General features: G+C 72.6%; 14 protein-coding genes. 7 read left to right on the forward strand and 7 right to left on the reverse strand.

Annotation, left to right across the window (positions count from 1 at the left end; genetic code table 11):
- Positions 1 to 674 precede the first annotated feature (674 nt).
- From NDW01_RS42205 to NDW01_RS42215, 3 genes are read left to right on the forward strand one after another with little or no spacing between them, the layout of a single operon-like run.
- Positions 675 to 1,562, forward strand: a complete 888-nt coding sequence (locus tag NDW01_RS42205; RefSeq protein WP_252830300.1) for an ABC transporter ATP-binding protein — start codon at positions 675 to 677, stop codon at positions 1,560 to 1,562.
- An 11-nt stretch (positions 1,563 to 1,573) separates the two neighbouring features.
- The gene (locus tag NDW01_RS42210; protein WP_252830301.1) at positions 1,574 to 3,706 is read left to right on the forward strand and encodes a YhgE/Pip domain-containing protein; all 2,133 of its coding nucleotides are present in this window, start codon (positions 1,574 to 1,576) and stop codon (positions 3,704 to 3,706) included.
- 7 nt (positions 3,707 to 3,713) lie between these two features.
- Positions 3,714 to 4,304 (forward strand): TetR/AcrR family transcriptional regulator, encoded by a 591-nt coding sequence (locus NDW01_RS42215; RefSeq protein ID WP_252830302.1) that lies wholly within the window; start codon positions 3,714 to 3,716, stop codon positions 4,302 to 4,304.
- A gap of 35 nt (positions 4,305 to 4,339) precedes the next feature.
- Here the strand turns inward: NDW01_RS42215 and NDW01_RS42220 are convergent, their stop codons facing one another.
- On the reverse strand, positions 4,340 to 4,612 hold the full coding sequence (locus NDW01_RS42220) for a GlsB/YeaQ/YmgE family stress response membrane protein (RefSeq protein ID WP_252830303.1): 273 nt from the start codon (positions 4,610 to 4,612) through the stop codon (positions 4,340 to 4,342).
- A 242-nt stretch (positions 4,613 to 4,854) separates the two neighbouring features.
- Between NDW01_RS42220 and NDW01_RS42225 the strand changes: the two genes are divergently transcribed.
- A complete protein-coding gene (locus NDW01_RS42225) occupies positions 4,855 to 5,319 on the forward strand; it encodes a hypothetical protein (RefSeq protein WP_252830304.1) in 465 nt (154 codons plus the stop codon).
- A gap of 146 nt (positions 5,320 to 5,465) precedes the next feature.
- Here the strand turns inward: NDW01_RS42225 and NDW01_RS42230 are convergent, their stop codons facing one another.
- The 5 genes from NDW01_RS42230 to NDW01_RS42250 all read right to left on the reverse strand — a co-directional run bounded on the left by NDW01_RS42230 (position 5,466) and on the right by NDW01_RS42250 (position 10,265).
- Positions 5,466 to 6,365 carry a proteasome assembly chaperone family protein gene (locus NDW01_RS42230; protein ID WP_252830305.1) on the reverse strand — a complete coding sequence of 300 codons (900 nt, stop codon included), beginning with the start codon at positions 6,363 to 6,365 and terminating at the stop codon, positions 5,466 to 5,468.
- A 213-nt stretch (positions 6,366 to 6,578) separates the two neighbouring features.
- Positions 6,579 to 7,247 carry a hypothetical protein gene (locus NDW01_RS42235; protein WP_252830306.1) on the reverse strand — a complete coding sequence of 223 codons (669 nt, stop codon included), beginning with the start codon at positions 7,245 to 7,247 and terminating at the stop codon, positions 6,579 to 6,581.
- Between the two features lie 117 nt (positions 7,248 to 7,364).
- Positions 7,365 to 7,808 (reverse strand): GlcG/HbpS family heme-binding protein, encoded by a 444-nt coding sequence (locus NDW01_RS42240; protein ID WP_252830307.1) that lies wholly within the window; start codon positions 7,806 to 7,808, stop codon positions 7,365 to 7,367.
- On the reverse strand, positions 7,805 to 9,253 hold the full coding sequence (locus tag NDW01_RS42245; RefSeq protein ID WP_252830308.1) for an APC family permease: 1,449 nt from the start codon (positions 9,251 to 9,253) through the stop codon (positions 7,805 to 7,807). The genes NDW01_RS42240 and NDW01_RS42245 overlap by 4 nt, the downstream gene beginning before the upstream one ends.
- A 166-nt stretch (positions 9,254 to 9,419) precedes the next feature.
- Complete coding sequence (locus NDW01_RS42250) at positions 9,420 to 10,265, reverse strand: helix-turn-helix domain-containing protein (protein ID WP_252830309.1); 846 nt, start codon at positions 10,263 to 10,265, stop codon at positions 9,420 to 9,422.
- 175 nt (positions 10,266 to 10,440) lie between these two features.
- On the opposite strand from NDW01_RS42250, the gene NDW01_RS42255 reads away from it, so the two are divergent.
- Positions 10,441 to 10,692 (forward strand): hypothetical protein, encoded by a 252-nt coding sequence (locus tag NDW01_RS42255; RefSeq protein WP_252830310.1) that lies wholly within the window; start codon positions 10,441 to 10,443, stop codon positions 10,690 to 10,692.
- A complete protein-coding gene (locus NDW01_RS42260) occupies positions 10,689 to 11,654 on the forward strand; it encodes an SDR family NAD(P)-dependent oxidoreductase (RefSeq protein ID WP_252830311.1) in 966 nt (321 codons plus the stop codon). The genes NDW01_RS42255 and NDW01_RS42260 overlap by 4 nt, the downstream gene beginning before the upstream one ends.
- 64 nt (positions 11,655 to 11,718) lie before the next feature.
- Here the strand turns inward: NDW01_RS42260 and NDW01_RS42265 are convergent, their stop codons facing one another.
- Positions 11,719 to 12,459, reverse strand: coding sequence for an SDR family oxidoreductase (locus NDW01_RS42265; protein WP_252830312.1), 741 nt, complete (start codon positions 12,457 to 12,459; stop codon positions 11,719 to 11,721).
- A 70-nt stretch (positions 12,460 to 12,529) separates the two neighbouring features.
- On the opposite strand from NDW01_RS42265, the gene NDW01_RS42270 reads away from it, so the two are divergent.
- The gene (locus NDW01_RS42270) at positions 12,530 to 13,390 is read left to right on the forward strand and encodes a LysR family transcriptional regulator (protein ID WP_252830313.1); all 861 of its coding nucleotides are present in this window, start codon (positions 12,530 to 12,532) and stop codon (positions 13,388 to 13,390) included.
- Positions 13,391 to 13,720: the final 330 nt, after the last annotated feature.

Consider the following 13,720-nt stretch of genomic DNA (forward strand, 5'->3'; position numbering starts at 1 on the left):
CCCGCCCCGCCTGACCGCCGGGCCGGGCCGCCGGCGCACTCACCGGCCGCCCCGCGCCCGTACGAGCCCGGACCCCGCACCGCCTGACCGCCGGGCCGGGCCGCCGGCGCACTCACCGGCCGCCCCGTGCCTGTACGAGCCCGAAGCCGACACCGGCTGACCCGCGGGCCGGGCGCCGGCGGGCCGGGCCACTCCAGCCGGATCCGCCCGGATGACCTGGCCTTCGGCAACAGGGCACACGCGCCCACGCCCCGCCCGGCCCGTGTGGCATGCCTCGGACCCTGCCCTGACCGGCGGGCCGGGTGTCCGGCGCCCGTGGCGTACCGGACGGTCGGTGAAGGCGGGTCCCGCAGGGCGATCCGTGGCATTCGTCCCTCGCCGCGACCACGAATCCCGGGCATTCCGTACGCTCCCGGGCGCGGACGCCCGAGGCCGGCGGTTTGCGGCGCGGGCCTCAGGGCAGGTCAGCGGCACAAATGCCAACGGGTGAGTCATCTCACCACCGATCACGGTCGGCGGCCCGATCCTTCCGGGCTATTTTTGAACTGACCAGTCAGTTCAAAAACGAGCGAGACGACGTGACAGCGAACGCTCAGCCTGAAGGCACGACACCCCCGAAGCCGGTGCCGTACGCGCGCCCCGAACCCGGAGCGCCGCCCGCCGGGAAGCCGGACGTGACCAGACCGCCGGCGGCCGAGTCCCCCGACGGGTCCGGAGCGCCGCCCGCACAGTCGTCCCACGCGCCAGGGCAACCCACCGAGCCCACGACACCGTCGCCGCACGCGCCCGACGCGCCCGGAGCGCCGTCCGCGCAGTCGCCCGACGCGTCCGGGGAGCCCACCGTGCCGGAAGGACCCGGGGCACCCGGAGCGCCGTCGCCGCAGGCGTCCGACGTGGCCGGGGAGCCGGAGGGTGTTCGGGCATCCGCTCCCCTCATCGTCGCCAGGGGGCTGTCACTTCGCGGCGCCCGCGGCTGGGCGTACCGCGACGTCGACCTCTCGCTGGCCGAGGGCTGTCTCGCCGCGGTCTCCGGAGAGGCCGGCAGCGGGCGGACGTCGTTGCTGCTCACCCTGGCCGGCCGGATGCGCCCCACCTCCGGCGACGTGACGGTCTCCGGGCGGTCGGCCCCGGCGGCGATCCAGCGCGTCGCCGCGATCGGCGAGACCGAGGGAGTCAACGAACTCGACGACGCGCTGACCGTCGCCGAGCACGTCTTCGAGCGCCGGCACCTGCGCGCCGGGATCCTCCCCCGCCGCAGGACGAGACGGCGGGACGAGGTCGCCGCCGCGCTCGCCCCCGTCGGCCTGGCGGTGCATCCCGACACACCGGTCGGCGACCTCGGCCCCCGCGACCGGCACCTGCTCGGCGCCGCCCTCGCCCTGATGGACCGGCCACTGCTCCTCGTCCTCGACGACGTCGACCGCGGCATGCGCGGCGACCACCAGCGGGAGATGTGGACCCTTCTGCGCGCGCTCACGGAACAGGTCGGCGTGACGGTCGTCGCGGGCTGCGTCGACGGCGCTCCCGCGGCCGGCCTCGCCGACGTGGAGGTCGCGCTGTGAGGCTCCCCTCCGTGTCACTGTCCGGGCTGGAACTGCGCCGCTTCGCCCGGGCCGGGCTCACCCGCCTCGCGGTCGCCGCGCTGGTGATGCTGCCCCTCCTGTACGCCGGGTTGTACCTGTGGTCGTTCTGGGATCCGTACGGCAAGATCTCGCGGCTGCCGGTGGCCCTGGTGGTGGACGACCGGCCGGCGACCGCCGGCGGGAAGACGGTGCACGCCGGGCAGGACCTGGCCGACGAGCTGAAGCGGCGCAAGGTCTTCGACTGGCACCAGGTCGACGACCGTACGGCCGCCGACGGCGTGGCGAACGGCCGGTACTACATGTCGCTGACGATCCCCGCCGACTTCAGCGCGGGCCTCGCCTCGCCGCAGGACCTGGAGGACGCTCCGCGGCCGGCCGCCCTCCAGGTCCACCTGAACGACGCGAACAGCTACATCGCGAGCACCATCGCCAACGCGGCGTTCAACGAGATCAAGGCCGCGGCCGCGGCCGGCGCCGTCCACGACTACTTCGACCAGATCTTCGTCTCCTTCGGGCAGCTGCACGACAAGCTCCAGCAGGCCGCGGAGGGCGCGGACAAGCTGGCCAAGGGCATCGACCAGGCCGAGAACGGCGCGGCCCGGCTGCGGCAGGGCATCGGCACGGCGAAAGACGGCGCCGATCGGCTCGTCGGCGGGCTCGCGACCGCGAAGAGCGGGGCGGATCAGCTGGTCGCCGGGCTGGCGAAGCTGAACTCGGGCGCGGCGGAACTGCAGTCGGGCAGTGCCCAGGTGGCCGCCGGGACCCAACGGCTCACCACGATGTTCGACCAGGTCACGGACAAGCTCCTGCCCTTCCTCGACGGGCACCCGAACGACATCGGGAACACCGCGCTGCTCGTCGCCCATGGCGCCGACGCCGCCGCGACCGCGCTCGACGCGCTCCCGAACCAGACCGCGCAGGCCGTGCGCCAGGCCACGGCGGCCCGCAGGACGATCTGCGCGCTGGCCGCCACGCATCCGGAGGCGGCGCCCGCCTGCTCGGCCGCCACGACGGTGCTGAGCACCGCCCGGCAGGTCAACGCCCAGGTACGGGCGCACACCGGTGAACTGCGGCGGGTCGCCGCCCAGGCCCGGCAGCTCGCGCGCGATGCCCGGCGGCTCGCCGCGGACGCGCCGCACCTGGCCGGCGACGTCCGGCAGGCCCGCCGCGACGTCCACCGGCTGAACAGCGGTGCCCACCAGGTCGCCGCCGGCCTGGTCACCCTCCATCAGGGCATCGGCACCGCCTACAGCGGCGAGGTGAGACTGTCGAAGGGACTCGCCGCGCTGCAGTCCGGAGCGGCGCGACTGGACTCCGGCCTCGGCAGGCTCTACACCGGCGCCCGGCAGCTGGAGTCCGGGCTGAACCAGGCGTCGACGGGGGCGCACCGGCTCGCCAAGGGACTCCACGAGGGCACCGGACAGGTCCCCGACTACACCAAGGACCAGCGGAACCAGCGCTCCGGGGTGATGAGCGACCCCGTACGGCTGGCGACGGCCACGTCGAACCCGGCCCCCGACTACGGCACCGGCTTCGCCCCGTTCTTCGTCCCCCTCGCCCTGTGGGTCGGCGCGATGTTCGTCTATATGGTGCTGCGCCCCCTGAACCCCCGAGCGCTCGCGGCGGCCGCCCCCGCCCGGCGGGTGGCGTTCGCGGGATGGTTCCCGGCGGTGCTCGTCGGCATCTTGCAGGTCGCCGTCCTGCTGCTCGTCCTGAAATTCGCCCTCGGGCTGACGGCCGTGCGCTGGGCCGGGCTGATCGCCCTTCTCGTCCTCACCGCCGGCTCGTTCATGGCCGTGGTCCAGTTCGTGTACGGCAGGTTCGGGCCGGTCGGACGGGTGATCGCGCTGGTGCTGCTGATGCTGCAGCTGACCTCGTCGGCGGGAACGTACCCGATCCAGACCAGCCCGAGGTTCTTCCAGGTCCTGCACCCGATCCTTCCGATGGGCTGGGTGGTCACCGCGCTCCGGCACCTGATCAGTGGCGGACCGCTCACCTCCGTATGGGAGTGTTGTGCGGTGCTGCTGGCCTACCTGGCCGGCGGACTCGGACTGACCATGCTGACCGTGCGGCGCGAACGCGTGTGGACGCTGAAGCGCCTGCACCCGGTGCTCAAGCTGTAGGGAGACCATGCCCACCCGACGGGAACGCACGCGGCAGCGCCTGTACGAGGCGGCCGTCGAGTTGATCGCCGAGCACGGCTACTCCGCGACCACCGTTGACCAGATCGCCGAGCGGGCCGGGGTCGCCAAGGGCACCGTCTACTACAACTTCGCCGGAAAGGCCGCGCTGTTCGGTGAGCTGCTGGAGTACGGCGTCGACCGGCTGGCGGAGGAGTTGCGCGCCGCCGCAGACGGCCGCGCACCACTCGACGCGCTCGACGCCGTGGTCGGCGCGGAGCTCGCCTTCATCGGGCAGTACGAGGCGTTCGCCCGGCTTCTGCTGGCCGAGACCTGGCGGGCCGGCGGCGACTGGCAGAACGCCGCCCGCCTCATCCGTGAGCGTGCCGTGGGAGTGATCGCCGACGTGCTGCGCGCCGCCGTCGCGAACGGAGACCTCCGCGCGGACCTGGACGTCGGCATGGCGGCCTCGGCGGTGTTCGGGATGGTGCTGACGGTGGCGCTCGACTGGCGCACCCTGCAGCCGGCGCGTCCGCTCACCGACGTGCACGCGACACTGGTCGACCTCCTCCGCGGCCGCATCGCGGGGCCGGCGGCCTGAGACCGGAGCGGCCCCGCGCGCTCACAGGTCGGTGGTCAGCGCACCCCTCGGCGTCCGTACATGCCGGACACCAGCGCCACGCCGACAGCGGCCAGAGCGACCTGGAGGATGAGTTCGATCCAGTCGACGCCCTTGGTGTCGGCGACGCCGATGCCGCCCGCGATCGCAGTGCCGATCAGCGCCGCGACCACGCCGATCACGACGGTGAGCCAGATCGGGATGTGCTGGCGGCCGGGGACGACCAACCGGCCGAGCGCGCCGATGATCAGGCCGATGATGATGGCGGTGATGATGCCGGTGACGTGCATATCAAGGCTTCCTTAACACTCGGGGCTCCGGGCGGTCGGATGGTTCCCACGATCGAGCACGGTATGCACGAGCATGCGGCGATTTGGCATTTCCGCTGGTGAAGGCCCGGATGCGTCGGTCGCCACGACCGGTACGGCGGTTGACAGAACCGGACGATCGGATAATATCTCTCTTATCGAGAAGCTCTTTCAAAGAGAGCCGATCGTGGTCGTTGCCCGATTTCCAGGAAGGAAAGACCGCGATGAACGCCACCAGCACCGACACCGTTCACGTCCAGGCCCACTACGACACCGTCAAGCGACTCGGCCACTGGACGACCACCCGTGACGTCGAGGTCCGCGCGCGCCGTGGCGGCGTGGTCCTGGACCTGCGCTCGCCCCGGATCCCGGAGGGCGACCTCGAGATTCGCGTCGACCTCGACCACTCGATGCTCAAGCTGCTGGTCCCCGACGACGCGGTCATCGACCACTGGGACCTGGAGTGGCTCGGCCGGGGCCGGGTCAAGGACGCGGAGGGCGCCGCCGTCGAGGTCCCCGGCCGCCGGATCCGCCTGACCGGCCGGGTGCGGCACTGCGAGGTCCGGGTGAACCGCGCAGGCGTGGCGGTCCTGTCCGCGATGTTCTCGCGGGAGTTCCTGGCCGACGCGCGCCGCGCGCACAAGGAGGGCGGCACGCCGTCCGTGGCCGACCCGGCGCGCGACGCCTGACGGTCGAGCCGGGCGTACGACGGCCGGACGCCGGGCCCGAACGGGAAGGCGGCGCGGAACGCACCCCGGGCGCCGCGCCGGACAGGGCGCCGGGCGGGTGTCCGGGGCGGCGGTCCCCGCCAGAGCGCCGCCCCGGACGCCCGGGTCTACTGGTCGTTCTGTTCGGCGAGGAAGCGCTCGAACTCCGCGGCGATCTCCTCGCCGTCCGGCATCCGGGCGGGCGAACCGGCCAGCGGCAGGCTGTTCCGTCCGGCCTCCACCACCGCGTCGTACTGGACCTCGAGGTTCCGGACCGCCTCCGCGACGTCCTCCGACGCGGCGACCTCACCGTCGATCTGCTCACGTGCCTCTGCCGCCGCCTCGTCGAGGTCGGCGGTCGGGAGCATCAGGCCGGTGGCGGACGTGACGCCGTTCAGCAGCGCGATCGCGGCCGTCGGGTACGCGGACTGGGCGAGGTAGTGCGGCACGTGGGCGGCGAACCCGATGGCGTCGTGTCCCGCCTCCGCCATGCGGTACTCGATCAGCGCGGCGGCGCTCCCCGGCACCTCCGCCCGGTTGATCCACGCCGGGTGCTCCCCGAGCAGGTCCGGCCGGTTGCCGTGCGGCGTCAGACCGGTCTCCCGCGTGTGGGGCACCGCCATGGGGATGCCGTGCAGGCCGACGGCCAACCCGACGTCGAGCCGCTCGCTGAGCGAGATCACCGCCGCGGCGAAACGCTCCCACGCCCGGTCCGGCTCCGGCCCGGTCATCACGAGGAACGGCACGCCGACGGCGTCCTCACACGCGTATACGGCGAGTTCGGGCTCCTCGTAGGCGACCCAGCGATCCGTGTCGAAGGTCATCGGCGGCCGCCGCGACCGGTAGTCGATGAGCGAGTCCACGTCGAACGTCGCGACGGGCCGGGCGTTCAGCGTCCGCAGGTGGCGGGTCGCCAACTGCCCGGCACGTCCGGCGTCCATGAAACCGTCAAGGTGGTACACCAGCACCGGCCGGCTCAACTCCGGAATGTCCTCGGCCAGCGTGTAAAGCTCACTCGGATCGGCCACAGAGCCCTCCTCAACGCGTCAATGTCGGTACGAACGTGCGAGACGGCGGGTGAATTCCACCATCGGTCCGGCGACCCGCCATGGCGATCCGCAAATCTACGGTGCGCCGCCGGGGGACGATGAGAGGCACCCCTCACGTACGGGCGTTCCGAAGTCGGGGACGGGAAGGGGGCCACCAACCCGCTGTCGGCCGCGCGGCCGATGCGGGGCGGTTCAGTGCGGTCCGTCACCCGCCCTGGTCCCCTGGGCCGGCGGTGAGAGGCGGCCGGCGATGAGGGCCAGTTCGGCGAGGGCGGCATCGACCCGGTCGAGCGGAATCCTCGGCGGCCCGGTCAGGGCGTGCTCCCAGGTCAGGATGGTCGTGCCCGAGATCCGCCACGCCCGGCCCCCGCCGTCGAGCTTGATCGGGGCGAGTTCGCGCGTGACCCTGGCGGCCCAGACGGGGTCGTCGGTGTGAACGTGGAAGCGCTCGGCGACGCGCGGGGCCGCCGTCGCGATCCCGGGGCGGGACGGACGCACGGCGGTACGGGGAGTGAGCTGCAAGCGGGGGACGCGAACCGGCAGGTCCACCAGCGCGGCGCCCCAGTAGGCGGACGTCTCCCGGCCGCGCCGGCCGAACCCGTCGTCGAGGATCTCCTGCTCGGCCGTGTACAGGAACACGACGGCGGATCCGCCGTCGCAGGCGCCGCGCATCACCGGGGAGAGCCGGTGCCGTCGCCGGCCGAGCACGAGGTACGGGCTCGGCTCCGGGGGTTCGGGGTGGAACGGCTCGCCACGGAGCCGCTCGAGGATGGCCTCGTGGTCTTCCGGCGAGGTCGTGAACGTCCAGCCGTGTGCCGCCGCGAACTCCCGGATCGCGCGGTGGTCCCGCATGAATCCCACGGGACGCACTGTAACGACAGCGAGACGCCCGCCGCCGGAGTCCCGGCCCTGCGGTGAGGGCCGTCCGCGCGACCGTCCCCGGCGCGGTCACGTACCGCTCCGGGGACGGTCCCGTCCTCAGGAGTCCCGTTGCCCGGCGGTGATCTCCCGCCGCCAGGCCCGTTCGCCGGCGTGCGCGCAGGCGACGTCCTCGGGCACCGTGCCGCCGCTGACCCCCACCGCGCCGACGACGCGGTCACCGAGCCGGAAGGGGATCCCACCGCCGAAGATCACGAACCGTCCGGACGCGTGGGCGTGCAGGCCGAACAGCGGTCCTCCGGGGGCGGCCTGCTCGGCGAGCTCGTGCGTCGCGATGCGATTCGCGACCGCCGTGTAGGCCTTGTCGGGCGCGAGGACCGGGCCGGCGATCTCGGCGCCGTCCATCCTCGTGAAGGCCACCAGGTGACCGCCCGCGTCCACGACGGCCACGGAGACCAGGGCGCCGATGCTCTCCGCCTCCGCCACCGCCGCCTCGCAGACCCGCAGCGCCGTCATCAGGGTGAGAGATGCCGCGTCGCTCACGACGCGACGACCTCGGGCGCGTCCGTGTCACCGGTCGCGAGCACGGCCCCGGCCCTGGTGAGACGGTCCGGCCGGGCGCGGCCCAGCCACACGGCGACCAGCGCGGTGGCCACGATGAAGGCGATGATGAGGTACGGGAAGAGGTTGTACGGCGCCTTGGGGATCGGCCAGACCGAGCCGTAGATCGGGATGAGCATGAGCAGGATGCCGAGCACCGGCAGCACCGCGTGCCGTACGACGTTGAAGTGCGCCCGGCGCTCCCGCAGGAAGAACCGCACGCACGCGATGTTGGTCAGCATGTACACCGGCACGATGGCCAGCGTGAGCAGCGCGCCGAGGTAGGCGTAGGCGTTGAACGGCCCGGTCGCGAAACCGACGACGAACGTGACCAGCGTCGCGAACACGGCCACCGTCCAGATCGCCCTGTTCGGCGAGCGGTGCTTGGGATCGACGTGCGCGAGCCGCCGGGGCAGCATGCCCTCCCGGCCCATGGCGAAGATGATCCGGACGATGCCGTTGTTGGAGTTCATGACCACGGCGAAGATGCTCGAGATCCCGGCCAGCCCGATGAGGAGCTTCATCCACGGCGCGTACGTCGCGGCGAGGGTGTTGAACGGCGCCTGGTCGGCCGCCAGCCTGCCCGCGCTGCTGGTCCCGAAGCCGATCATCTCGCTGTAGGTGCAGAAGAGGTAGATCACGCCGACGAACAGCGTCGACAGCGCGATGCCCCAGGGAACGTTGCGCCGGGGCTCGCGGACCTCCTCGCCCAGCGTGGTGGCCGCCTCGAAGCCCACGAAGGACAGCACGCCGTAGACCATGCCGAGCGCCAGCCCGGACGGGCCCCGCGGCGACGACGCCGGATTGAGCGGCGCGAGCGAGAGCCCGTGGGCGCCGCCCTTCGCCAGCACGATGACGCTCAGCACCGTGATCACCAGTACCTCGGCGCTGAACAGGGTCAGCGCCGTCCGCAGCGAGCCGCGGATGCCGCGCAGCGAGAGCACCAGCATCAGCACCGTGAAGGCCAGGGAGATCAGCGCCCAGTGCACGTGGACGCCGTACGACGCCAGCAGGTCGTGGGTGTAGACGCCGATCAGCGCCAGCTCCGCCGGGACCAGCAGGGCGTACGCCACGAACATCAGCCCGCCGGTGACGAACCCGCTGCGCGCGCCGATCCCTCGGGAGACATAGGTGTAGAAGGCACCCGCGCTCGGCAGTTCGCGTGCCATCTGCATGATGCCGCTCGCCGTGATCAGTACGCCGACCATGGAGATCACCATGACCAGCGGGGTGGCCGCTCCGGCGAAGCCGGCGACGAGCTGGGGGTTGAAGTAGACGGACACCGCGGGCCCCATCAGGGCGGCGGACATGATGACCGCGCCGAGAAGGCCGACGGCGTTGCGCTGCAGGGTCGTCCGGTCTTCCGGTGCCGGAGACGTCTCACTCACTGGCGACCACCTTAGAAAGGCAACGGGCGGTACCCCCGACACCGCCGAGATGATGTCGCCAATCCTCCGGGGGCCACGAAAGCGGCGGAACTGTCATGTTGTTACCAGGATGATCCCGTTTCTTACGTTCTGCCAGGTGACTCCGGGCAGCGCGTCCGCCGCCGGCCTATCCCTGCTCCACGGTGAGGGCGAGCAGCCGCATCTTCTCGTGGTCGGGACTGCCCGGTGCGGTCTGGTACACGGCCAGCCGCTGGCCGTCCGGACCGATCCCGAGGCTCTCGTAGCCGAAGGTGACGTCCCCGACGACGGGATGATGGAAGGTCTTGCGATCGGTGTGATGGTGACGGACGTCATGACGCCGCCAGAGCCCGGCGAAGTCGGCGCTCGCCCGGGTCAGCTCCTCGACCAGCGCCGACAGCGCGGGATCCTCCGGGTCGGCCGCCACCGTCGTACGGAGCTGCGCGACGGCGGCCGTCGCGACCGCGGGCCAGCCGTCGTACAGTGCCCGGGCCGCCGGGTGCAGGAACGTGAAACGGGTGGTGTTACGCCGCTCCGGCGGCCAGTCCTCGATGCCGGCCAGCAGTGCCAGCCCCTCCGGGTTGGCGGCCAGGATGTCGTTGGTCCGGTTGCGGACGTAGGCCGGGCACGGCCGCAACGTCTCCAGCAGCTGCCGGATGCCGGGCCGTACGTCCTGACCGGTCCGCACCCCGGCGCCGCGTCCGGCCGCGCGGTCGGCCAACGCGAACAGGTGACCGGTCTCCTCATGGTCCAACCGCAGCGCCTGCGCCAGTTGCCGCAGCACGGCGGCGCCCGGGTTGGTCTCCTTGCCCTGCTCCAGGCGGATGTAGTAGTCGACGCTGATCCCGGCCAGCGTCGCGAGCTCCTCCCGGCGCAGCCCCGGGTTGCGCCGGCGCCCGGTCCCGGCGGGCAGTCCGAAGTCGGTGGGCTCCACCCGCGCGCGGCGAGCCCGCAGGAACTCGCCCAACGCCGATCCGGGCCGGGAACTGGTCACGCCTCCGGAGTCTGTCATGACGGGCACCCGTTCCGGCAGCGTGCCGGCTGACCCTGTCACTACCAGGATTCCGATGCCCCGCACGGGGACTCACCGGTCCAGCGCGATCTTCCCCGGCCCGGGCCCGCCAACGACGCTGGGAGCGAACGACGGCCGACAACGACACGGAGAACACGTGACCACCTCCGCCGACCAGGCGGCTCCCGTCCGCGCCATGGCACCGCCCAGGCGCTGGAAGATGTGGACGCTGACCTGCCTCGCGATCTACCCGATCATCACCGCTCTCGGCTACGCGCTCGCCGCCATGGCCGCCGGCCTGCCGGTGTGGGCGCACTTCCTCATCATGGTGCCGATCGCGGTCGCACTGCTGATCTTCCTGGTGATGCCCGCCCTCACCAGGCTCTTCCGGCCCTGGCTGATCCGATGAGCGCCCCGGAGTTCGGCCGCGAATCGACCGCACTCGAAGTGATCGCGGGCCACGACCTGACCGGCAGGGAGACCATCGTCACCGGCGGCGCGTCCGGCCTCGGGTACGAGACCGCCCGCGCGCTGGCCTCCGCCGGCGCCCGCGTGGTGATCGCGGGCCGGGACGAGACCAGGGGCAGGCTCGCGGTCGAGGAACTGCGCGAGCGGACCGGCAACGACAGGATCGTCCACCGGCGCCTGGACCTGGCCTCGCTGACGTCGGTGACGAGGTGGGCGAACGGGCACGCGGCCACGGGCAAGCCGTTGCACGTCCTGGTCCTCAACGCCGGGGTGATGGCCACCCCGCCGCGGCGTACGGCCGACGGGTTCGAGCTCCAGTGGGGCGTCAACCACCTCGGTCACTTCGCCTTCACGCTCGGCCTGCTGCCGTCGCTGCGCGCTGCCGGGACCGCCCGCGTCGTGGTGCTGTCGTCCCGGGCCCACCGGCGCAGCGACGTTCACTTCGACGATCCCGACTACGAGGCCCGGCCGTACGACCCCTGGGAGGCCTACGGCCAGTCCAAGACGGCGAACGCGCTGTTCGGAGTCGCGCTGACCCATCGCTACGGCGAGTGCGGCATCACCGCCAACGCGGTGATGCCCGGCGCCATCCGGACCGGCCTGCAACGCCACATGTCGCAGGAGGAACTGACCGCCCGCGGGTGGAACACCGCGACACCGCCCGGCTGGAAGACACCCGGGCAAGGCGCGGCCACCACCATCTGGGCCGCCGTCGCACCCGAACTCGACGGCGTCGGCGGAAGGCTCCTGGACGACTGCGCCATCGCCGAGCCGTGGACGGCCGACGACGACCCGCCTTCCGGAACCTACCTGCCCTACGCCCTGGACCCCGTGAACGCCGATCGTCTCTGGGACCTGTCCGAACGCCTCCTCGCCGCCGCCGGAGTCCCGGCCCCGCGATGAGAGCCCCGCGCGACCGTCCCCGGCGCCGCCGGGGACGGTGCGCCGACGCCTGGCACGCGCTGGTTCACCACGGGATCGGCCCGTTCTCGTCGACGAAGGCGCCTGTCGGACCGTCCTCCCCGAGCGTCGCCATGCGCACCGCGATCGCGGCACCCTGCTCGACCGTGCGGTCGCCGCTGAACCCGTTGCCCTCGGTCGCGGTGTGGCCCGGGCAGACGGCGTTGACCAGGATCCCGTTTCCGCGCAGGTGCTTGGCGTACTGGGTCGTGACCGCGTTGAGCGCGGCCTTGCTCGCCGGGTACCCCAGCAAAGCCGGCAGGTCGGCGAACTCCCCGTCCGGTGTGGCCATCGCGGTCAGCGAACCCCCACGCCCGGACACGTTCACCACGCGTCCGGCCGGTGAACGCAGGAGGAGCGGCAGCATCGCCTCGGTCACCGCGATCGCGCCGAAGACATTGGTCTCGAACACCCGGCGGACCTCGGCCGGCACCTCCGGGCCGGCACCGGGAATCTGCCGTTCGTCGCCGGTGATTCCGGCGTTGTTGACCAGAACGTCCAGCCGGCCATAGCGTGCCGCGATCTCATCGGCGGCCATGGCGATGGTGCCCGCGGCGGTCACGTCCACCGTGATGCCGTGGACGTCGCCGCCGGCGGCGCGCAGCCGTTCGACCGCCGCCTCCCGGCGCTCGGGGTCGCGGGCCCCGACGAGCACGGTCATCCCCCGGTCGGCCAGCCCGGCCGCGATGGCATGGCCGATGCCCTTGTTCGCCCCGGTGATCAGGGCGATCGTCATCTTGTCCGTCATGACCTCAGCTCACCAGCCACCGGCGCACGACGCCAAGATCACCTGGAATGCGCACCTATACCCTGAGGGTATGGACTCCCGGGAGCTGGCCTACTTCGTCGCGGTCGCGGAGGAGAAGAACTTCAGCCGGGCGGCCGACCGGCTCGGGATCGCCCAGCCGCCGCTGTCCCGTGCGATCCAGCGTTTGGAGCGACGGCTCGGCGTGCGGCTGCTGGAGCGCACCAGCCGCCAGGTGTCGCTGACGCACGCCGGAAGGGTTCTGCTGGCCGAGGGCCGTAAGGCGCTCACCACCCTGGCGGCGGCCGAGCGGTTGACCCGGCGGGCCGGACACGAGCCGCGCCTGGTCGTGGCGACGAAACCGGGCGGCGACGCCGGTCTCCTCGAACCGATCCTGACCCGTTTCGCCGCGCACCAGGACGCGGTCGACGTCGACGTACTGATCTGCGGCATCGGAGATCAGAAGAACCTGCTGCGCGACGGGATCGCAGACGTCGCGCTGCTGCGAACGCCGCAGGCCGATCTGTCCGGGCTGGCGGCGGAGGAACTGCTGACCGAACGCGAGCTGGCGGTGCTGCCCCGCTCCCATCGGCTGGCCGGCCGCGCGTCCGTGCGAACGGCCGACCTGGCCGGCGAGACCTTCCCGCGCTGGGCCGACGAGGCGCCGGGCAGCGGACCGGTCATCACCGACACCGGCCAGGTGGCCGAGCTGATCGCGCTCGGACGTATCACCGCCGTGCTGCCCGAGTCGGTCGCCCGCCGGCTCGGCCGGGACCTCGTCGCCGTCCCCGTCGAGGGGCGCCAGACGACCCTGTTGGCCGTCTGGCCCGAGGAGCGCCGCGACCGCGGCCTCGCCGCATTCATCCACACCGCCACCGAGGTCGCCGCCGAGCACTCCCCCATCACCCCCACCCGGACTCCCGAAAGCGAGTGACGCACTCCCCACAGCGACCCGCAGAAACCAAAACCCTCACGCAGAGAAAGCCCCACGACGCGAAGCCCCCCAGGGACGCACTGCGTGCAGCCGCCACAGAAGGGAGCTCAGGGCGCGAAGCCTTCGCAAGAAGTGCGCGCAGGACCCGAAGCCCCCAAGCGGGGGGGCGCAGCCCCCGCAGGGGGGGCGCAGCCCCCGCAGGGGGGGCGCAGCCCCCGCAGGGGGGGCAAGGGGGCGAAGCCCCCAAAGAGGGGGCGTGGGGGGCGAAGCCCCCCACCTCGGGGGGCCCGGGGGGGCGTCCCCCCGGAGGACAGGACGAGGGCCGGTGGG

This window comes from Actinoallomurus soli (assembly GCF_024055715.1).
Classification (GTDB): domain Bacteria; phylum Actinomycetota; class Actinomycetes; order Streptosporangiales; family Streptosporangiaceae; genus Actinoallomurus; species Actinoallomurus soli.